General features: G+C 75.1%; 17 protein-coding genes and 1 pseudogene. 15 read left to right on the top strand and 3 right to left on the bottom strand.

Annotated features, from left to right (window positions below):
* The first annotated feature begins 37 nt into the window (after positions 1-37).
* The 11 genes and pseudogenes from CBP52_RS06860 to CBP52_RS06810 all read left to right on the top strand — a co-directional run bounded on the left by CBP52_RS06860 (position 38) and on the right by CBP52_RS06810 (position 12497).
* Positions 38-994 (top strand): MoxR family ATPase, encoded by a 957-nt coding sequence (locus CBP52_RS06860; protein WP_094180346.1) that lies wholly within the window; start codon positions 38-40, stop codon positions 992-994.
* Positions 994-2136 carry a DUF58 domain-containing protein gene (locus CBP52_RS06855; protein ID WP_094180345.1) on the top strand — a complete coding sequence of 381 codons (1143 nt, stop codon included), beginning with the start codon at positions 994-996 and terminating at the stop codon, positions 2134-2136. The genes CBP52_RS06860 and CBP52_RS06855 overlap by 1 nt, the downstream gene beginning before the upstream one ends.
* A complete protein-coding gene (locus CBP52_RS06850; RefSeq protein ID WP_094180344.1) occupies positions 2133-4541 on the top strand; it encodes a transglutaminase domain-containing protein in 2409 nt (802 codons plus the stop codon). Before CBP52_RS06855 ends, CBP52_RS06850 begins: the two co-directional genes overlap by 4 nt.
* Positions 4538-4987, top strand: a pseudogene (locus CBP52_RS18670) (RDD family protein); the annotation flags it as partial. The gene CBP52_RS06850 and the pseudogene CBP52_RS18670, both read left to right, overlap by 4 nt.
* Positions 4988-5333: 346 nt before the next feature.
* Entirely contained in the window at positions 5334-5756 is a 423-nt protein-coding gene (locus CBP52_RS17535) for an FHA domain-containing protein (protein WP_157732526.1), read from the top strand.
* Between the two features lie 330 nt (positions 5757-6086).
* The gene (locus CBP52_RS06835; protein WP_198303540.1) at positions 6087-7445 is read left to right on the top strand and encodes a PQQ-binding-like beta-propeller repeat protein; all 1359 of its coding nucleotides are present in this window, start codon (positions 6087-6089) and stop codon (positions 7443-7445) included.
* A gap of 196 nt (positions 7446-7641) precedes the next feature.
* The gene (gene leuA / locus CBP52_RS06830) at positions 7642-9435 is read left to right on the top strand and encodes a 2-isopropylmalate synthase (RefSeq protein ID WP_094180341.1); all 1794 of its coding nucleotides are present in this window, start codon (positions 7642-7644) and stop codon (positions 9433-9435) included.
* A 66-nt stretch (positions 9436-9501) separates the two neighbouring features.
* Positions 9502-10233 (top strand): DNA repair protein RecO, encoded by a 732-nt coding sequence (recO, locus tag CBP52_RS06825; protein ID WP_094180340.1) that lies wholly within the window; start codon positions 9502-9504, stop codon positions 10231-10233.
* A gap of 34 nt (positions 10234-10267) precedes the next feature.
* The gene (locus CBP52_RS06820; protein ID WP_094180339.1) at positions 10268-11059 is read left to right on the top strand and encodes an isoprenyl transferase; all 792 of its coding nucleotides are present in this window, start codon (positions 10268-10270) and stop codon (positions 11057-11059) included.
* A gap of 125 nt (positions 11060-11184) precedes the next feature.
* Entirely contained in the window at positions 11185-11892 is a 708-nt protein-coding gene (locus CBP52_RS06815; protein ID WP_094180338.1) for an ABC transporter ATP-binding protein, read from the top strand.
* A complete protein-coding gene (locus tag CBP52_RS06810; RefSeq protein ID WP_157732525.1) occupies positions 11889-12497 on the top strand; it encodes an FtsX-like permease family protein in 609 nt (202 codons plus the stop codon). The genes CBP52_RS06815 and CBP52_RS06810 overlap by 4 nt, the downstream gene beginning before the upstream one ends.
* On the opposite strand, the gene CBP52_RS06805 is transcribed toward CBP52_RS06810, so the two are convergent.
* Positions 12457-14157, bottom strand: coding sequence for a bifunctional NAD(P)/FAD-dependent oxidoreductase/class I SAM-dependent methyltransferase (locus tag CBP52_RS06805; RefSeq protein ID WP_094180336.1), 1701 nt, complete (start codon positions 14155-14157; stop codon positions 12457-12459). The genes CBP52_RS06810 and CBP52_RS06805 overlap by 41 nt on opposite strands.
* 86 nt (positions 14158-14243) lie before the next feature.
* On the opposite strand from CBP52_RS06805, the gene CBP52_RS06800 reads away from it, so the two are divergent.
* From CBP52_RS06800 to CBP52_RS06790, 3 genes are all read left to right on the top strand, one after another.
* Positions 14244-14837, top strand: a complete 594-nt coding sequence (locus CBP52_RS06800; protein WP_369826316.1) for a helix-turn-helix domain-containing protein — start codon at positions 14244-14246, stop codon at positions 14835-14837.
* A gap of 39 nt (positions 14838-14876) precedes the next feature.
* Positions 14877-15227 carry a VOC family protein gene (locus tag CBP52_RS06795; protein WP_094180335.1) on the top strand — a complete coding sequence of 117 codons (351 nt, stop codon included), beginning with the start codon at positions 14877-14879 and terminating at the stop codon, positions 15225-15227.
* A 172-nt stretch (positions 15228-15399) separates the two neighbouring features.
* A complete protein-coding gene (locus tag CBP52_RS06790; protein ID WP_094180334.1) occupies positions 15400-16785 on the top strand; it encodes a glycine--tRNA ligase in 1386 nt (461 codons plus the stop codon).
* Between the two features lie 142 nt (positions 16786-16927).
* Here the strand turns inward: CBP52_RS06790 and CBP52_RS06785 are convergent, their stop codons facing one another.
* Positions 16928-18526: a hypothetical protein gene (locus CBP52_RS06785; RefSeq protein ID WP_094180333.1), complete on the bottom strand. Its 1599-nt coding sequence runs from the start codon at positions 18524-18526 to the stop codon at positions 16928-16930.
* Positions 18523-19104 (bottom strand): SigE family RNA polymerase sigma factor, encoded by a 582-nt coding sequence (locus CBP52_RS06780; protein ID WP_094182223.1) that lies wholly within the window; start codon positions 19102-19104, stop codon positions 18523-18525. The genes CBP52_RS06785 and CBP52_RS06780 overlap by 4 nt, the downstream gene beginning before the upstream one ends.
* Positions 19105-19194: 90 nt before the next feature.
* On the opposite strand from CBP52_RS06780, the gene dusB reads away from it, so the two are divergent.
* A complete protein-coding gene (gene dusB / locus CBP52_RS06775) occupies positions 19195-20391 on the top strand; it encodes a tRNA dihydrouridine synthase DusB (protein ID WP_369826338.1) in 1197 nt (398 codons plus the stop codon).
* Positions 20392-20407 lie beyond the last annotated feature (16 nt).

The raw sequence follows: 20407 nt of genomic DNA, 5'->3' as shown, positions 1-20407 counted from the left end.
CGGCCGCCTACCTACGCCATCCAAGGAGATCCTTGACATGACCCCCGAGCAGAGCACCTGGTTCGCGGAGACGTTCTCCGCGCTCGCGGAGAACGTCAGCCGCGTGCTGCTGGGCAAGGACCGCACGGTGCGGCTCGCGCTGACCGCGATGGTGGCGGAGGGCCACCTGCTGCTCGAGGACGCGCCGGGCACGGGCAAGACGTCGCTCGCGAAGGCGCTCGCGGCGACGGTGCAGGGCACGCACCACCGCATCCAGTTCACGCCGGACCTGCTGCCGTCCGACGTGACGGGCGTGACGATCTACGACCAGGGGACCGCGCGCTTCGAGTTCCACCCGGGGCCGGTCTTCGCGACGATCGTGCTGGCGGACGAGATCAACCGCGCCTCGCCCAAGACGCAGGCGGCGCTCCTCGAGGTCATGGAGGAGGGCAACGTCACGGTCGACGGCGTGTCCCACCCGGTGGGTCGGCCGTTCATGGTGATCGCGACGCAGAACCCGATCGAGCAGGCGGGCACCTACCGGCTGCCGGAGGCGCAGCTGGACCGGTTCCTCATCAAGACGAGCCTGGGCTACCCGGACCGTGCCTCCACGGTCGAGATCCTCGCGGGGGCCAAGGACCGGACGGTGGGCCTGGGTGCGCGCATCACCACGGAGGCCGTCGGCACGATGGCCGACCTCGCGCGGACGGTGCACATCGACCCCGTCGTGCTGGACTACGTCGCGCGCATCACCGAGGCGACGCGTGACGACAGCCAGACGGCGCTCGGCGCGAGCGTGCGCGGCGGGCTCGCGCTGGTGCGGACCGCCAAGGTCTGGGCCGCCGCGCAGGGCCGCGAGTACGTGCTGCCCGACGACGTGAAGGACCTCGCGCAGCCGGTGCTCGCGCACCGCCTGGTGCTCGACGCGGAGGCGGAGTTCGCGGGCGTCACCGCGATCGACGTGCTCGCCCGACTGCTCGACCAGGTCGCGCCCCCGGTGCTGCGGGCGGCCTGATGCGGATCTCGGGCGTCGGCTGGGGGTGCGTGCTCGTCGCGCTCCTCGGCCTCGTGCTGGGCCGGGTGCTCGGCTGGGTCGAGCTCGCGGCTCTCGGCGCGGGTCTCGGCGGCGTCCTCGTGGCGTGCCTGCTCATGACGGTCGGCCGCGCGCGCTACGCGGTGACGCTCGACATGGCGGACAACCGCGTGAAGATCGGCGAGCGCGCGGTCGGTCGCATCGAGATCCGCAACGCCGCGCGGCGCCGGTCGCTGCCGTCGCGGCTGGAGCTGCCGGTCGGGGCGGGTCTCGCGGAGCTCGCCATCCCTTCGCTCGCGCCGGACGCGACGCACGACGAGCTGTTCGCGATCCCGACGGCGCGGCGCGCGGTCGTCGTCGTCGGTCCGGTCCGCTCGGTCCGCGGCGACCCCCTGGGCATCGCGCGACGCAGCGTGCTGTGGACGCGGCCCGTCGACCTGTACGTGCACCCCGCGCTGGTCGCGCTGGGCGGTGCGAGCGCCGGCCTGCTGCGCGACCTGGAGGGGCAGTCGACGCGCGACCTGTCGGACTCGGACATGTCGTTCCACGCGCTGCGGGACTACGTCGCGGGCGACGACCGCCGCTACATCCACTGGAGGACGACCGCGCGGCGCGGCAAGCTCATGGTCAAGCAGTTCGAGGACACGCGACGCACGCAGACGGTCCTGGCGCTCGCGACGAGCCCGGGCGACTACGCGGACGACGACGAGTTCGAGATCGCGGTGTCCACGGTCGCGTCGATCGGCGTGCAGACGCTGCGCGACGAGCGTGACCTCGCGGTGCTCGCGGGTCCGGGGTCGTTGCGGGTGAACACGCCGCCGCTGCTGCTCGACGACTGCTCCGGCCTCGAGCAGGACCCGACGGGCGCGGACGTCACGCTGCTGGGCCGTCGCGTGGTGCGCGAGACGCCGCAGTGCTCGGTCGCGGTGCTGGTGACCGGTTCGGTGCCGACGGACGGCGACCTGCGCCTCGGCACGCGTCACCTGCCGGCGGGCACGCGCACGCTCGTCGTGCGGTGCGAGCTGGGCGCGGAGGTCTCGGTCCGGACGCAGGGTCAGCTCACGCTCGGGACCCTGGGCTCGCTCGACGACCTGCCCCGGCTCCTGCGGCGGGTGGTCTCGTGACGACGACGCTCGAGCGGCCGCGCACCTCGCCCGCCGCGGCCCCCGCGCAGCGGTCCCGCGCCGCCGCGCGGCGCCGTCCGCGCCCGCTCGCGCACGGCGTCGTCGACGCCGTGGTCCTCGTCGGGGTGCTCGCACTGGTGCTCTGGCCGCTGGTCGAGGTGTTCGGTGGCGGTACGGCGGTGCCCGCCGTGGCCGGCGGCCTCCTGCTCGGGACGCTGCTCGCGCTCGCGGGCGCGTGGGCGCGCTGGTCGGGGCTGTCGGTGGTGGCGGTGGCGCTCGCGACGTACGCCCTGGTGGGCGGCGCGCTGGCGGCCCCGACGACGACCGTCGCGGGCGTGGTCCCGACGCCGCAGACCGTGCTGGCGCTCGCGCGCGGCGCGGTGACGTCCTGGTCGCAGGTCGTGACGTTGCAGCCGCCGCTCGGCTCGGGCGGCACGCTGCTCGTCGCGCCGCTGCTGCTCGCGTACGTGGGCGCGCTCGTCGCGGTCGCGACGGCGGTGCGCGTGCGCGGCCGGTGGTCCGCGGCCGCGGCGCTCGTGCCGGTCGCCGTGCTGGTCGTCGTGATCCTGCTCGGCACCCGGTTCCCGAGCGTGCCGCCGCTCCTCACGGGCCTCGTGCTCGCGCTGGTGCTGCCGGCGTGGGCCGCGTGGCGCACGGGTGCGCTGCGACCGCGGCGCGTCGTCGCGCTCGGTGCGCTGGCCGCGGTGGGCGTGGGCTCGGGCGTGCTGGCGTCGCCCGCGGTCGTCGACGACGAGCCGCGCTACGTGCTGCGCGACGAGATCGTCCCGCCGTTCGACCCGCGGGACTACGCGAGCCCGCTGTCGGGCTTCCGGCGGTACCTCAAGGACCTCGAGGACTCGACGCTGCTGACCGTCGAGGGCCTCGAGGCGGGCGACCGTGTGCGGCTCGCGACGATGGACAGGTACGACGGTGTCGTGTGGAACGTCGCGGGAGACGGCTCCGCGCAGAGCTCGGGCGAGTTCCGGCGGGTCGGCGACGTGCTCCCGACGAGCGTGCGCGGCGAACGCCGGACCGTGCGCATCACGGTCGACGAGCTCGCGGGCGTGTGGCTGCCGACGGTCGGGCAGGCGACGTCGTTCCACCTCGACCGCGGCCAGTCGTCGCAGCTGCGCTACAACGACGCGACGGGTGCGGCGGTCCTCACCGGCGGCCTGCGCCGGGGCACGACGTACGAGATCGACGCGGTGGTGCCGCCCGTCCCCGGCGAGGACGACCTCACGTCGTCGGCCGCCGCCGACGTCGCGCAGCCCGCGCTCGAGGGCGTGCCCGACGTCGTGGGCGTGACGGCGGCGGACGTGGCGCGCGAGGCGGGCCGCGCCGTCGAGATCGCCGACGCGCTCGCCGACTGGCTCATCGACGAGGGCTACTACAGCGACGGGCTCGAGGGGCAGGTCGACTCCCTGTCCGGGCACGGCGCGGACCGGATCGCGACGCTGCTGGGCGCCGACCAGATGATCGGCGACGGCGAGCAGTACGCGGCCGCGATGGCGCTCATGGCGCGCTCGATGGGCCTGCCGGCCCGGGTGGTGCTGGGCTTCGTGCCGTCCCGCGAGGACGTGGCGGAGGGCGAGCCGGTCACCGTGCGGGGCGCCGACGTCCAGGCGTGGGTGGAGATCGCGTTCACGGGCCACGGCTGGGTGCCGTTCGACGCGACGCCGCCCAAGGAGAAGACGCCCGACACCGACCCGACCGAGACCGAGGACGACCCGAACCCGCAGGTCGTCCAGCCGCCCCCGCCGCCGCCCGGCGCGGTGACGCCGCCCGACGACGACACGGAGCAGCCCGCACCCGAGCAGCCCGAGGAGGACGACGACGCGTCGGCGCTGTGGCGCACGATCGCGGTCGTCGCCGTCGCGGTCGGCATCCCGGTGCTGCTGCTCGCCGCGCCGTTCCTCGTGGTCGGCGCGATCAAGGCGGCTCGTCGTCGCCGGCGGCGCCGACGTGGCGACACGGTGACGCGCGTGGCGGGCGGCTGGGACGAGGTGCTCGACCACGCCGTCGACCTGCGCCGCACCCCACCGGCCACCGGGACGCGGCTCGAGGCGGCCCGTGCGGTCGCCGCGGCGTTCACGCCCCCCGCCGACGCCGCAGCGCGGCGGCACGCGGTCGCGGGTGAGCTCGGCGGGCGGGTCGCGACGCTCGCGCAGGGCGCCGACCGGGCGGTGTTCGGGCCGGGTGAGCCCGACGACGCGCTCGTCGGCCGCTACTGGTCGCAGGTCGACGAGGCGCTCGCGACGATGCGGGCGACGGTCGGGTGGCGCGGCCGGCTCCGGGCGCGGCTGTCGCTGCGCTCCGTGCGGGCGCGACGCCGTGCCCGCCGCGCACAGGACGGTGCCCCGGTCGCTCGGGGCGCCGCTCGCAGGTCCAGGAAGGAGTCCCGGTGATCCGACACTCGACGGCAGCCCCCGCTGCCGGTCTGGGCCGGCGCGCTGCCGCGGTGGTCGTCGACGCGTCGCTGACCCTCCTGGCGGGCGGCTGGCTGTGGGTGGTGGCGGGCGCGCGGTCCGTGGCCGCGGCGGCCGACGGTCGCACGTCCGCGCTCGGCGACACGGGGCTGCCCGCGTGGGTCACGCCCGCGTGCGCGGCCGCGGTGCTGGTGCTGACGGTCGCGCAGTGGGTGCTGCACGGGAGGTTCGGCTGGACGGTCGGGCGTCGCCTGGTGGGCGTGCGGACCGTGGACGAGCGCAGCCGCCGGCCGATCGGGATGTGGCGCGTGCTGCTGCGCGGCCTCGTGGTCGCGGCGGGCTCGCTCGTGGTGGGCGTCGGCCAGCTCGTCGTGCTGCTGTCGCCGCTGTTCGACGCCTCCGGCCGGCGCCAGGGGTGGCACGACCGTGCGGCGCACGCGATGGTGCTCGACGTGCGGGGCGGTCTCGGTGCGGCGGCCGCACCTCCGCCGCCCCCGCGACCCGACCTGCTGCGTGCCGGGACGACGACGTCGTTCCGCGCCCCGGCCGACGAGGTCGGGGTGGTGCCGCCGGTGCCCCCGTGCCCGCCGTGCCCCCCGTGCCCCCGCCGCCCGGCCCCGGCGTCCCGCACGCCACGGGTGCTGTCCCGCGGCCGCTGGTCCTCGCGCCGCTCGCCCCGCACCGTGCGGGCCCCGACCTCGACACGCGCGCGCTGCCGCTCGTCCCGCCCCGCCGGCGCCCACGGCCGCCGAGGCGCCGGCCGGCGAGAGCGTGCCGCAGCCGTCGGACGACGACGAGGACGTGGAGTCGACGCGTCGCCGGATTCTCCCGCCGCCGCCCCCGCCCGCGCACGAGCGCGGGACGGTGACGGTCGCGGTGGTGGAGATCAGCGACGGCCAGCGGGTCGAGGTGCGGCGCACCGCGCTCGTCGGGCGCAACCCGGCCGCCGCCGCGGACGGTGTGCAGCTCGTGCGGGTGGTCGACCCCGGCCGGTCGGTGTCCAAGACGCACCTGCAGATCGCGGTCGAGGAGTCGGGCGTGTGGGTCGCGGACCGCGGCTCGACCAACGGCACGGTCGTGACGCTCCCCGACGGCGCGCAGGTCATCTGCCCGGTGGACCAGCCCGTGCGGCTGCGCCTCGGGTCGGTCGTGATGTTCGGGGACTGCGCGATGCGGCTGGTCGCGACGTCCTGACGGGGCGCCCGCGGGTCGTCGTGCTCCCGGCAGGTGACGCGGGGGACCGGGATCGTCGTTCGGCGCCCGTGCGGCGCCCGGCCCCCCTACGCTGGCGGTATGTCCAGCGGTCGTCGGGCTGCACAGCTGCAGCTTGTCGAGGTCGACGAGGAGACCGCGCCCACGGTCGCCCGTGGCAGCTCAGCGCCCGCAGGCGGCCGCGCAGACGGCTCCACCGACGGCTCCGCGGCTCGCCCCCGGGCGGGTCGGGCTGACGGTACCGACGCCCCCGGGCCGGCCTCGACGGCCGGCACTGCGGCCGGCACTGCAGACGGCACTGCAGACGGCACGGTGGACACGGTCCCCGACGACGGCGGTCCGGGCGGCCGGCGCGGGCACCTGCGCCGGCATGCGGTGCTCTGGTCGGTCGTCGCGCTCGTCGTCGTGGCGCTCGTGGCGGTGCTCGTCGCCGTCGACGCGGCGCGCCGGGACCGCGCCTACCAGCAGGCCGTGACGGTCCCCGGCCTGCTGACGCCCGTCGACGGCCCGGTGCACGTGCGCTGGCGCGCACCCGCCAAGCCCGGCCCCGGCACGGTGCTCGTCGCCGACGACACGGTCGTCGTCGTCACGCAGGACTCGCAGGGCCGCCACCTCACCGGCTACGAGGCGGGTTCCGGCGCGCAGCGCTGGACCGCGCGCGTCACCCCCGCGCAGGCGGGTGCGCAGGACGTCCCGGTGCAGTGCCCGAGCTGGCGCGAGGGGCGCGTCGACTCGCTCGTCGTGTGCGTCACGGGGCTGATCGAGCCCGTCTACGTGGACGGCGAGGAGGTGACCGCCGGGCTGCGGATCCTCGCGTTCGACGCCGTGACGGGCCAGGAGCTCGGGGCGTGGACGCGCCTCGGCACGCTCACCGGGTTCGGGCGGGTCGGTGGTGACGTGGTCGTCGCGGTCACGGAGCCGGACGGGCAGACCGCGGTCGAGCGGCGGGACGGTCGCACGGGCGACGTGCGGTGGTCGTACCGGTCGCACGAGCGCCTCGCGAGCGCGCTCGCGATCGAGCGCACGACGATGGAGCTCACCGACCGGGTCGCGGTGGTGCGCGGCGCGCAGATCGCGGTGCTGCGGCTCGCGGACGGGTCCGTCCTGCACGACGAGGGGCGCGGGCGCGCCCTGGCGCTCCTGCCGTACCGGGACGGCTACGCGGCGTGGACCCCGGCCGGCAGCGGTCGGCTGTACGACGGCGCCGGCGACGAGGGTCCGGCGATCCCCGCCGTGCCCTCGCGCCTCGACATCGACGACGACTCGGCACCCGACGTCGTGGTGGTGTCCACGGGGCTCGCGATCCGCGCGCTCGAGGCCGCGACGGGTGAGGAGCTGTGGTCGCTGGGCCTGCGCGCCACGCCGCGTGCCGTGGTCGGCACGACCCTGCTCGCGTCCGACGGCGGTCGGTACGCGGCGTACGACGTGCGCACGGGGGCCCCGCTGTGGTCCGACGCGTCGGACGCACCGGACTGGCCGCCGCTGACCGACGGCTCGCTCGTGCTGACCGCGGCGCAGGACGACGGGGTCACGACGTTGACGGCGCGCGGTCTGCGCGACGGGGCGCAGCGCTGGCAGATGGACCTGCCGCGCCAGGTGACGCAGCTCGCCGCGGTGGGCGGGCTGCTCGTCGGGCGGACGGCCGACGGCATCGTCGTGCTGGGGGCGTGAGCCGACCGTGGCGTGAGCGGGGTTTGCGGACCCCGCCGGGCGGGGGAGTAAGGTGACCGACGTGCTGAGCACCACACGCGTGAGCCTCCTCCTTCGGTGCCGCGGCGGGGCCTTCTAGGCCGGATCCCTGCCGCGGTGTCGTGATGCGCCGGCTGACCACTCGCCGAGTCGAACCACCGAAGGAGCAGGTCCCCTCATGAGCGTCACCCCCACGGGCGCGAGCTACCAGCAGACGAGCCCTCAGAAGCCCTCGGGCATGCCGGTCCACAAGTACCGGCCGTTCCACGAGCAGATCCGCGTCGACCTGCCGGACCGCACATGGCCGGACGCGCGCATCACGAAGGCCCCGCGCTGGTGCGCGGTCGACCTGCGCGACGGCAACCAGGCGCTGATCGAGCCGATGAACCCGGCCCGCAAGCTCGAGATGTTCGAGCTGCTGGTGGACATGGGCTACAAGGAGATCGAGGTCGGCTTCCCGGCGGCGTCGCAGACGGACTTCGACTTCGTCCGGATGCTCATCGAGGAGAACCGGATCCCCGACGACGTGGTGATCCAGGTGCTGACGCAGTCACGCGAGCACCTGATCGAGCGCACGTACGAGGCGATCGCGGGCGCGAAGCAGGCGATCGTCCACCTGTACAACTCGACGTCGACGCTGCAGCGGGACGTGGTGTTCCGGTCCGACGAGGACGGCATCGTCGACATCGCGGTCTCGGGTGCGCGGTTCTGCAAGAAGTACGAGGAGCTGGTCCCGGACACCGAGGTGTACTACGAGTACTCCCCGGAGTCGTACACGGGCACCGAGCTGGAGTTCGCGGTGCGGATCTGCAACGCGGTGCTCGAGGAGTGGCAGCCGACGCCCGACCGGCCCGTCATCGTCAACCTGCCGGCGACGGTCGAGATGGCCACGCCCAACGTGTACGCGGACTCGATCGAGTGGATGAGCCGCAACCTGCGCTTCCGGGAGTCGGTGGTGCTGAGCCTGCACCCGCACAACGACCGCGGCACGGCCGTGGCGGCCGCGGAGCTGGGCTACATGGCGGGCGCCGACCGCATCGAGGGCTGCCTGTTCGGCAACGGCGAGCGCACGGGCAACGTCTGCCTGGTGACGCTCGGCATGAACCTGTTCAGCCAGGGGGTGGACCCGGAGATCGACTTCTCCGACATGGACCGCATCCGGCGCACCGTCGAGCGCTGCAACCAGCTGCCGGTGGGCGAGCGCCACCCGTACGGCGGCGACCTGGTCTTCACCGCGTTCTCGGGCTCGCACCAGGACGCGATCAAGAAGGGCCTGGACGCCCTCGAGTCGCGTGCCGCGGCGCTGGGCCGCACGGTCGACGACGTGGTGTGGGCCGTGCCGTACCTGCCGATCGACCCGAAGGACGTCGGCCGCTCGTACGAGGCGATCATCCGCGTCAACTCGCAGTCCGGGAAGGGCGGCATCAGCTACCTGATGAAGTCCGAGAAGGACCTGGACCTGCCGCGCCGGCTGCAGATCGAGTTCTCGCAGGTGGTGCAGCGGCACACGGACCAGCACGGCACCGAGGTCACGGCGGACGACCTGTGGCGCATCTTCGTCGACGAGTACCTGCCCGTGGAGGCCGCGAAGGTCGCGACGCCCGCGCAGGAGTTCGGCGGCCTCGTCCCCTGGGGCCGGTTCTCGCTGCAGGGCACGCGCGCGACGAGCGCGCAGGACGGCCCGGACACGCTCTCGGTCGACCTGGTCGACCGGGGGCAGGTCCGCACGCTCGAGGGCTCGGGCAACGGTCCGGTCGCGGCGTTCGTCGCCGCGCTGAAGCAGGTCGGCGTCGACGTCGCGGTGCTCGACTACGCGGAGCACGCCCTGTCCTCGGGAGGCGACGCGACGGCCGCGGCCTACGTCGAGCTCGCGATCGGCGACGAGATCCTGTGGGGCGTCGGCATCGACCCGTCGATCACGACGGCGTCGCTCAAGGCCATCGTCTCGGCGATCAACCGCCACCTGCGCTGAGCCCGCCGAGGGCCTTCTCCCCGCGCCGTCCGCCCGAGCGTGGGCGGCGTGGGGGAGGATGGCCCGGTGAGCCTCTACCGCGACGAGGCGATCGTGCTGCGCACCCACAAGCTGGGTGAGGCGGACCGGATCGTCACGCTCCTGACCCGCCAGCACGGCAAGGTGCGTGCGGTCGGCAAGGGCGTGCGCCGCACGACCTCACGGTTCGGCTCACGCCTCGAGCCGTTCATGCACGTCGACCTGCAGCTCTCGACGGGCCGCAACCTCGACATCGTGACGCAGGCGGAGACGTTGGGGCCGTACGGTCGGCCGATCGCCGAGGACTACGCGCTGTACACGGTCGGCACCGTGATACTCGAGACCGCCGAGCGGCTCGTGGAGGCCGAGCACGAGCCGGCGCTCCAGCAGTACTGGCTGCTCGTCGGCGCGGTCCGCGCGCTCGCGACGCGCGAGCACACGCCGGGCCTCGTGCTCGACTCCTACCTGCTGCGCGCGCTCGCGGTCGCGGGCTGGGCACCGAGCTTCGCGGACTGCGCGCGCTGCGGTGAGCCGGGCCCGCACCACGCGTTCAACGTCCAGTCGGGCGGCGCGGTGTGCGCGCGGTGCCGTCCGCCGGGCTCGGCGTCGCCGGCTCCCGAGACGTTCGCCCTGCTCGCGGCGCTCATCTCGGGCGACTGGGTGGTCGCCGACGCGAGCGCGGAACGACACCGAGGCGAGGCCGCGGGCCTCGTCGCGGCCTTCAGCCAGTTCCACCTCGAGCGGCGTCTGCGCTCGTTGCCGCACGTCGAGCGGGTGTAGCAGGCGTCCCGCACGCGGTCCCGCGGGCGGCACAATGGCGGACGTGTCGACGAGCGTGCAGCCCCCGTTCCCGCACCCCTCGGGTGCCCGGCCCCCCGCCATCCCGCGTCAGTTCGTGCCGCGGCACGTCGCGGTCGTCATGGACGGCAACGGCCGCTGGGCGAACGCCCGCGGGCTGAGCCGCATCGAGGGGCACAAGGCGGGCGAGGCGTCGCTGCTCGACGTGGTGGCGGGAGCAATCGAGATCGGCGTCGAGTACGTCTCGGCGTACGCGTTCTCCACGGAGAACTGGAACCGCTCGCCCGAGGAGGTGCGCTTCCTCATGGGCTTCAACCGCGACGTGATCCGGCGGCGGCGCGACGAGATGGCGTCATGGGGCGTGCGCGTGCGGTGGGCCGGCCGGCGGCCGCGGCTGTGGCGTTCGGTGATCTCCGAGCTCGAGGAGGCGGAGCGACGCACGAAGGACAACACGGTCTGCACGCTGACGATGTGCGTCAACTACGGCGGGCGTGCCGAGATCGCCGACGCGGCCGCGGCGCTCGCGCGCGACGTGCAGGCGGGCCGGGTGAACCCCAACCGCGTGAACGAGAAGGTGTTCGCCCGCTACCTCGACGAGCCGGACCTGCCGGACGTCGACCTCTTCGTGCGCTCGTCGGGCGAGCAGCGCACGTCGAACTTCCTCATCTGGCAGGCCGCGTACGCCGAGATGGTGTTCCTCGACGAGCCGTGGCCCGAGGTCGACCGCCGGCACCTGTGGCGCGCGATCGAGGAGTACGCGCGCCGGGACCGCCGGTACGGGGGAGCGGTCGACCAGCCGAAGGTCTGACCGGGCGTATCCGCCGAGAGGATGACAACGTCTTGCGGCAGGACCGCCGAGGGTCGCACGCGAGCCCGGTAGGACGAGACCCGTGAGGGACGTCCGACGCGCGCGTCCGGCGCCAGGCTGGGCGCATGACCTCGACCGCCGCGCACCCGCTCCTCGAGATCACGACGCCCGGGCAGCCGCGTCTGGTCGCCCGTGGCCTCGTCAAGCGCCACGGCGCGACGACCGCGCTCGCGGGCGTGGACCTGGAGCTCGGTGAGGAGGAGTCGCTCGCGCTCACGGGGCCGTCGGGCTCGGGCAAGTCGACGCTGCTGCACGTGCTCGCGGGCATCCTGACGCCCGACGAGGGCACGGTGGCGCTGCGCGGCCGACGTGTGGAGGGCATGTCGGAGCGCGAGCGTGCGCTGCTGCGGCGCGGGCGGTTCGGGTTCGTGTTCCAGCACGGGCAGCTGCTGTCCGAGCTGTCGGCGCTCGAGAACGTCGCGCTCGCGGCGATGCTCGACGGGGAGCCACGCGCCTATGCGGAGGGGCTGGCGGCGCAGTGGCTCGCGCGTCTCGGCCTGGCCGGCGACGAAGGTCGCCGGCCGGGCGAGATGTCCGGCGGCCAGGTGCAGCGCGTCGCGGTCGCGCGAGCACTCGTGACGCGCCCGGACGTCGTCTTCGCGGACGAGACGGCGGGCCTGCTCGACGAGGCGACGAGCCGCGAGGTCCTGCGCGTCCTGGTCGACTCGACGCGTGCGATCGGCGCGTCGCTCGTCGTCGTCACGCACGACCCGCTGGTCGCCGGGTGGTGCGACCGCCGGGTCGAGCTGCGCGACGGGCGGCTCGACCCGTGAACCCCGTCCTGGCGCTCGGGCCGCGGCTGCGCCGCGCCGAGGGGCGCGACGGCCGGGTGCGGACGGGCGTCGCGGTGGCCGCGTCCGCGCTGACGACCGTCCTCACGACGAGCGTGCTCGCCGTGACCCTCGCGTTCGCGCAGCGCGCCGCGCACCCGGCCGCGGCGTCGGGTCTCGACCACCCGCAGGTGCGGCTCGCGTCCGCCGCGACCGTGCTGCTCGCCGTCGCGCTCGTGGTGCTCGGCGCCGCCGCGGCCCGGCTGGGTGCCGGGCGCCGCGACGAGCGGATCGCCACGCTGCGCCTGCTGGGTGCGACGCCGCACGAGGTGCTCGGGCTCACCGCGGTGGAGTCGGCGTCGCACGGGCTGGTGGGTGCGGTGCTCGGGTCGCTGCTGTACGGCGCGCTGCTGCCCGTGTGGGCCGCCGTGGCGGCACCGGGCGCGTTCACGGTCGCGGAGCTGTGGGTCGGCCCGTCGTCGCTGGCGCTCGTGGGTGCGGGCGTGGTGCTGCTCGCGGCGGTGAGCGGCGTGGTGACCGTGCGTCGCACGCTCGTCGGGCCGCCGGTCAGGCGCGTCGCGCTCGCAGCACCGCGTCGTGCACCGTGACGGTCTCGCCCTCGCGCGTGGTCGCGTGACGCGGGACGGCGAGCGCGACCTCGACCGTCCATGCCGCGTCGAGCGCGAGCAGCTCGTCGCGCACCTCGTCCGCCCCGGGGAACATCGACGGGTCGTCGGGCCGCCCCACCGGCGCGGCGAGGTCGAGCGCGTGGTGCTGCACGAGCAGGAGCGTCCCGCCGGGTGCGACGAGCCGGGCCGCGCGCGCGACGTGCCCGCGTCGGGCCTGCGGCGCGAGGTGCAGGAAGTGTGACGTGACCAGGTCGAACGTCGACCCGCCGTCGAGCGCCCGCTCGTCCGGCGTCGCGAGGTCCGCCTGTACCCAGCGCACGTCCACCCCGGCCTGCTGGGCCGCACGGGCACCGCGCTCCAGCGCGGTCGCGGCGAAGTCGACGGCCGTGACGCGCCAGCCGCGCTGCGCGAGCCACACCGCGTCGCGGCCCTCGCCCGCCCCCAGGTCCAGCGCGGTGCCCGGGGTCAGGTGTGCCGTCTGGGCGACGAGCGCGGCGTTGGGCTGCCCGCTCCACACCGCGGGCGCGGTGCCGTAGCGCTCCTCCCAGCCGTGCGCGTCGAGCGACCACGCGGACGTCGCGTCGGGCCCCGAGGTGAGCCCGCGCCACCGGCTGACGGCCTCGCGGGCGTCCAGCTCGACCAGCTCGGCGTTGAGCATCCCGGCGACGGTGGCGCCCTGCGCGGCCGAGACCAGCACGGTCGCGGCGGGGTCGGACACGTTGCCCGCCACGCGCACGCCCGGCACTCCGGTCCCGCCCCAGGCGTCCGTGGGCACGGCGCGGGCCACGACGACACCGGCGTGCTCGACGGGCTCCGCACGCAGCCCGAGCGGCGCGAGGTGCTCGTCGTCCGCCTCGAGCAGCGTGCGCACGACCAGCGCGTCGGCGGCGAGCGTCTCGCCCGCGTCTGACCGCACGCCGGTCAGCCGGTCGTCGGTCACGACGAGCTCGGCGAGCCGTCCGAGCGCGACGCGCACGCCCCGTGCGGCGAGCCGTGCCGCCTCGTCGGCGGGCAGCGCGGCGTCCGGGCGCAGCAGCGTGACGCGCGGCGTCCACTGCCGCCACAGCAGCGCGGCGTGGACGCCGAGCGGACCCTCGGCGGCGACGACGACGCGCCCGTCGCCGACCTCCCAGCCGTGGCAGTACGGGCAGTGCAGGACGTCCCGCCCCCACCGCTGCGCGAGGCCCGGGACGTCGGGCAGCGCGTCACGGCCGCCCGTGGCGCTGACGACCGCGCGCGCCGCGAGCCGCGTGCCGCCCTCGAGCGTCACGACGAACGCGCCGAGCTCGCCCTCGACGGCCGTCACGCGCCCCGGCAGCACCTCGCCGCCGTAGCCGAGCACCTCGTCGCGACCGTGCGCGAGCAGCGCGCGCGGGGCGGCGCCGTCGCGCGTGAGGAAGCCGTGCGCGTGCGCGGCGGGTGCGTTGCGCGGTGCGCCCGCGTCGACGACGAGCACGCGCCGCCGGGCGCGGGACAGCACGAGGGCCGCGGCGAGGCCGGCGGGACCGCCGCCTGCGACGACGACGTCCCAGGGTCGGTCGGCGGCGGGCGGGTCAGGCGTCGGTGGGGTGGGCCGCGCCGCGGGGGCGTCCTGGGCGGGCTCGTCGTGGCGGTGGCCGTGCGTGCGCTCGTGCGTCATGGTGTGCTCCTCGCGGTCGTGGTGTGCTGTCCGCACCGTCCCGCATCCGCGGTTGGGGTGGCAAGGATCGTTGCCGGACTGGCAACATGGCGCGCATGACGGACGACGTGCTCTCGGGGGTCGGGCCCCGGCTGCGTGCGCTGCGCCAGCGCAGGGACCTCACCCTCGCCGCGGTCGCGGAGGAGACGGGCATCTCGATCAGCACGCTCTCGCGTCTCGAGGCGGGCCAGCGCCGCCCGACGCTCGAGCTGCTGCTCCCGCTCGCACGGCTGCACCGCGTGGCGCTCGACGACCTCGTCGGCGCACCCGAGTCGCGCGACCCGCGCGTGCACGCGACGCCGATCCACCGGCGCGGGCGCACGTACGTGCCCCTCACGCGCCGTCCCGGCGGGATGCGCGCGTACAAGGTGGTCCTCCCGCCCGAGCCGGGCCCGCCCGGCGAGCTGCAGGTGCACGAGGGGCACGAGTGGGTCTACGTCCTGACGGGACGGCTGCGCCTGCTGCTGGGCGACCGCGACCTGGTGCTCACCGAGGGCGAGGTCGCCGAGTTCGACACCCGGACGCCCCACGCGCTGCTCAACCCCGGGCCCGGACCGACCGAGCTGCTCACGCTGTTCGGTCCGCAGGGCGAGCGCATGCACGTGCGCGCCCGGACCCGGCGGGTCGACGACGCGTCCTGACCCGGCTCGCGTGTCGGCGCCCGGCCCTACGGTGTGCGCATGGCACTCATGGTGGAGATGGTCACGTTCGACTCGACGGACCCGCACGCGCTCGGCTTGTGGTGGGCGCGCCAGCTGGGTGGCACCGTCCAGGGCGAGACCGACGCGTGGTTCGTCGTGGTGACGGACGTGCGCGGCGTGCAGCAGCTCGGGTTCCAGCGCGTCGAGAGCCCGACGCCGGGCAAGAACCGCGTGCACCTCGACCTGCAGGCGCCGGACGTGGCGGCCGAGGTCGATCGGCTCGTCGCCGACGGTGCGACGCTCGTCGCCCGGCACGCGGAGCAGGGCCTGTCGTGGACCGTGCTCGCCGACCCGGACGGGAACCAGTTCTGCGTCTCGCAGCACGCCTGAGCGCTGCGTCGCCCCACGCGCGCGGGGGCGCCCGGCCTGGGTCCTGCGGTACCCGGACGGGCGCGTCGGGCCGGTAGCCTGGGCGGGCTCCGCGGCGCACGTGCACCGCGGACGTCACCCATCCGGCTCACGGCACCCAGCCGCGGGCACCGAGCACCAGGAGAGCACCGCCGTGGCAGCACCCTCGCGTCTGGATTCCGTCGTCTCCCTCGCCAAGCGGCGCGGGTTCGTGTTCCCGAGCGGCGAGATCTACGGCGGTACGCGCTCCGCCTGGGACTACGGACCGCTGGGGGTCGAGCTCAAGGAGAACATCAAGCGCCAGTGGTGGCGTGCGATGGTCACGAGCCGCGAGGACATCGTCGGCCTCGACTCGTCGGTCATCCTGCCGCGCCAGGTGTGGGTCGCGTCGGGCCACGTCGGTGTGTTCACCGACCCGCTGACCGAGTGCCTGAGCTGCCACAAGCGCTTCCGGGAGGACCAGCTGCTCGAGGAGTTCGAGGAGCGCAAGGGCCGCGCGCCCGAGGGCGGCCTCGCGGGCGTGCCGTGCCCGAGCTGCGGCACCAAGGGCGAGTGGACCGAGCCGCGCGACTTCAACATGATGCTCAAGACGTACCTCGGCCCGGTCGAGGACGAGTCCGGCCTGCACTACCTGCGGCCCGAGACCGCGCAGGGCATCTTCGTGAACTTCAAGAACGTGTACACCGCGGCGCGCATGAAGCCCCCGTTCGGCATCGGCCAGATCGGCAAGTCGTTCCGCAACGAGATCACGCCCGGCAACTTCATCTTCCGCACGCGCGAGTTCGAGCAGATGGAGATGGAGTTCTTCGTCGAGCCCGGCACCGACGAGACCTGGCACCAGTACTGGATCGACTACCGCACGGACTGGTACGTCGACCTGGGCATCGACCGGGACAACCTGCGGCACTACGAGCACCCGGCCGAGAAGCTGTCCCACTACTCGAAGCGGACGGTCGACATCGAGTACCGGTTCGGCTTCCAGGGCAGCGAGTGGGGCGAGCTCGAGGGCATCGCCAACCGCACCGACTTCGACCTGTCGACGCACACGGAGCACTCGGGACAGGACCTGTCGTTCTTCGACCAGGCCAAGAACGAGCGGTACGTGCCCTACGTCATCGAGCCCGCCGCGGGACTGACGCGCTCGCTCATGGCGTTCCTCGTCGAGGCGTACGCCGAGGACGAGGCGCCCAACACCAAGGGTGGGGTCGACACGCGCGTCGTGCTCAAGCTCGACCCGCGCCTCGCGCCCGTCAAGGCGGCGGTGCTGCCGCTGTCCCGCAACGAGCAGCTCTCGCCCAAGGCCCGTGACCTCGCGGCCGAGCTGCGCAAGAGCTGGAACGTCGACTTCGACGACGCCGGCGCGATCGGCCGTCGTTACCGTCGCCAGGACGAGATCGGCACGCCGTTCTGCATCACGGTCGACTTCGACACGCTCGACGACCAGGCCGTGACCATCCGCCACCGCGACGACATGTCGCAGGAGCGCGTGGCGCTCGACCAGGTGACGTCCTACCTCGCACCGCGTCTTCTGGGCGCCTGACGCCCGGGTCCCGCGGCCGCACGCACGGCGAGGCCCGTCCCCGGTCGGGGACGGGCCTCGCCGCTCCGTAGAGAACGCAGCAACCCCGTACGGTGTTGCGTCCCGAAAGTGCCCCACCCGACCGGGAACGGTCGGGTCGCGGTCAGCCGTCCGCGTCGGTGGTCCCGGTCCGCACGCCGCGTGCCGCGAGCTCGGCCAGCAGCGCGGCGCCGCCGTCCGGCTGCGCGTCGAGGCACTCCGCGGGCACACCGGTGCACAGGCCGCCGGCGTCGAGCACATCGGCCGTCGACCCGCCGCCCAGGTGCAGGACCAGCGGAGCGGCGCCGGGTCCGTCCGCGCGTGTCACGCTGCCGAGCGCGACCACGTACAGCCGGGCTCCCGTGCCGGTGGGGTCCGCGAAGGTCGGGACCTCGAGCGCGTGCACGGTGCGCCCGTCGTCGTCGCGGATGCCGTCCGGGAACCAGAGCAGCACGTCGGCCCGGGGCATCCACCGGGGGACGACGCCCGTGACGAGCCGCACGTCGTCCGCGCCCCAACGGGCCGCGCCGGGGTAGGACGAGTCCGCGGCGAGGCGTTCGGCGGTGTCGTCGTCCGACCACGTGACGGGTAGCTGGATCTCGGTGCCCGCGACTCGCGCGACCACGCCGCGGCCGGGTCGGTCGCCGTCCGGACCCCCGGCGGCGAGCAGGTCGGCCGGGGTGGCGCGGGCGAGGCTCACGGTGCGCTCGACCGTCGCGACGACCGAGACGGGCACGCGGACCCCGGTGTCCCAGCCCGCACCCGTCGAACGGGCGAGCGCGGTCGTGGCGCGCACGCCGGGCGCGAGGTCGGTGACGGAGGCGGCCGCGTCGCGCGGCTCGGCGCGGATGGCGGCGACCGCGTCGGCGAGGCCGGGCACCTCGTCGACGTCCGGGCACTGCTCGGGGCCCGCCCCGTCGCACGGCACCGGGACGACGTCCCCGTCGGAGTCGACCAGGAGGACCCCGGACCGGCCCAGGCGCATCCGGGCCGCGACGGAGTAGTCGCCGAGCGCGGCGGCCAGCAGCTGGCCGTCGGGTGCGGCGAACGTCGGCAGCTCGACCACCGTAGTGGCGCCGCCGGTCACCGCGAACCCGGTCGTGCTCCACAGCAGCACGTGGGGCTCCCGGAGGTCCTGGGGGAGGACCACGAGCTCGGTCCACTCGCCGGTCTCGAGCTCGCCCGAGAACCGCAGGCCCGCGGTGGCGGGGGCGCTGCCCCAGGTCCACGTCCCGCCGCCCGTGCCTTCCGCGCTGCCGGCGGCGACAACCGTGTAGTAGGCGGCGGCCTCCTGCTCGCCGTCGGACTCGTGGCCGACCGTGAGCACCAGCTCGCGCTCGTCCGAGCTGAGGCCGAGGTCGACCTGCCACTGCGCGTCCCCGGCGAGGGGCACCGAGTGGCGTTGCGGGGCGCGCGGCGCGCCGACCCGGTTGACCGCGAGCAGCCCCTGCGCGACCTCGACGACGTGGTCGTCGCCCAGGGGCAGCGCGATCTGCGTCGGCGGCTGCGCGGGACGCGGCTCGGCGGTGCGGTCGGCCAGGTCGACGACCACGGTCGCGGCGAGCGCGACCGCGAGCACGCCGCCGGCGACGCGCGTCGCCGTGCGCCGCCGGACGTGCCGGTGCGCCGCGTGCAGCAGCGCGTCGCGGTCCAGCGACATGGGCGGGGTCGCCTGCGCGGCGCGCGCGGCGAGGTCCGGGTCCGGACGCAGCTCGGCGCTCATCGGGCCTCCTCCTGGTGCGTGGCGAGCGCGGCGCGCAACGTCGCGAGCCCGCGGGACGCGGTGGACTTCACGGTGCCGACGCTCACACCGAGCTCGGCGGCGACCTCGGCCTCGGGCATGCCGATCATGTGCCGCAGCACGACGATGCGTCGCTGCCGCGGGCTGAGCAGCGCGAGCGCGCGGGCGAGCTGGTCGCGGTCCTCGGTGCGGGCGTGCACGTCGTTGCGCGCACGCTCCGGCAGGTCCTCGGGCGCGGTGAGCACCTCGCGGCGTCGTCGTCGCCACGTGTCGACGCGCAGGTTCGCCAGGACGCGCCGCGCGTACGCGAGCGGGTCCTGCGCGCGGTGCCACGCGGCGTAGGTGCGCACGAGTGCCTGCTGGGTCAGCTCCTCGGCGCGGTGGGCGTCCCCGCACAGCAGCCAGGCGGTGCGCAGCAGGTCGTCCCCGTGCTCGGCGACGAACGCGCTGAACTGCTCGTCCGTCGCGCTGCGGGTCCGGGCGGCGCGCGGGCGCGGGGCGACGACCGTGAGCTGCTCGACGCGGACGGTGCCGTCCTCGTCGCGTGTCCCGGCTGTCATGGTGGTCACACCGTAGGAGACGCACGAGCGTGCGCGAAGGTTGAGTGCCGGGCGTCACGTCGTGGCGATGGGAGGATGGGGCGCGTGACTGTGACGAACGAGGCGACCACTCGCGCGGCGGGGGCGGTGCTCCCGCCGCTGCGGATCGGCCCCCTGCAGGTCGACACGCCCGTCGTCCTCGCGCCGATGGCGGGCGTGACCAACGCGGCGTTCCGCCGCCTGTGCCGCGAGCAGGGTGCGGGGTTGTACGTCGCGGAGATGGTGACGAGCCGCGCGCTCGTCGAGCGTGGTGAGGAGTCGCTGCGGATCATCCAGCACGAGCCCGACGAGCGGCCGCGGTCGGTGCAGCTGTACGGCGTCGACCCGGGCACGGTCGAGGCGGCGGTGCACATGATCGTCTCGGAGGACCGCGCGGACCACGTGGACCTCAACTTCGGGTGCCCGGTCGCGAAGGTCACGCGCCGCGGCGGCGGCTCCGCGCTGCCGTGGAAGCGCGGGCTGTTCCAGGACATCGTCACGCGGGCCGTGCGTGCCGCGCAGCCGTACGGGGTGCCCGTGACGGTCAAGATGCGCAAGGGCATCGACGACGACCACCTGACGTACCTCGAGGCGGGCCTCGTGGCGCAGGACGCAGGCGTCGCGGCGGTCGCGCTGCACGCGCGCACCGCGGCGGAGTACTACTCGGGCACGGCGGACTGGGAGGCGATCGCGCGGCTCAAGCAGACGGTCACGGACGTCCCGGTGCTCGGCAACGGGGACATCTGGTCCGCGCAGGACGCGCTGACGATGGTCGAGCAGACGGGGTGCGACGGCGTGGTCGTCGGGCGCGGCTGCCAGGGGCGGCCGTGGCTGTTCGCGGACCTCGCGGCCGCGTTCGCGGGGTCCGACGAGCGGGTGCGGCCGGGGCTGCGCGAGGTGGCGCACACGGTGCGCCGGCACGCCGAGCTCATGGTGGAGCACTTCCGCGACGAGTCGAAGGCGCTGCGCGAGATGCGCAAGCACATGGCGTGGTACTTCAAGGGCTACGTGGTGGGTGGCGACCTGCGCGCGCGGTTCGGCCTCGTGAGCTCGCTGGCCGAGCTCGACGACCTGATCGCGCTGCTCGACCTGGACCAGCCCTACCCCGGCGAGCCCGCCGAGGGTCAGCGCGGCCGGGCGGGCTCGCCCAAGAAGGTCGTGCTGCCGTACGGCTGGCTCGACTCGCGTGACCTGTCCGACGACTTCCGCCGCGAGCTGCACGAAGCCGAGCTCAGCGTCTCCGGGGCTGACTGTGACCTTCGCCGGTAGGTGGCGGCCTGCGGCA

The sequence above is a fragment of the Cellulomonas sp. PSBB021 genome, assembly GCF_002240455.1.
GTDB lineage: Bacteria > Actinomycetota > Actinomycetes > Actinomycetales > Cellulomonadaceae > Cellulomonas > Cellulomonas uda.
This window is presented reverse-complemented; position numbering and strand designations above follow the sequence as displayed.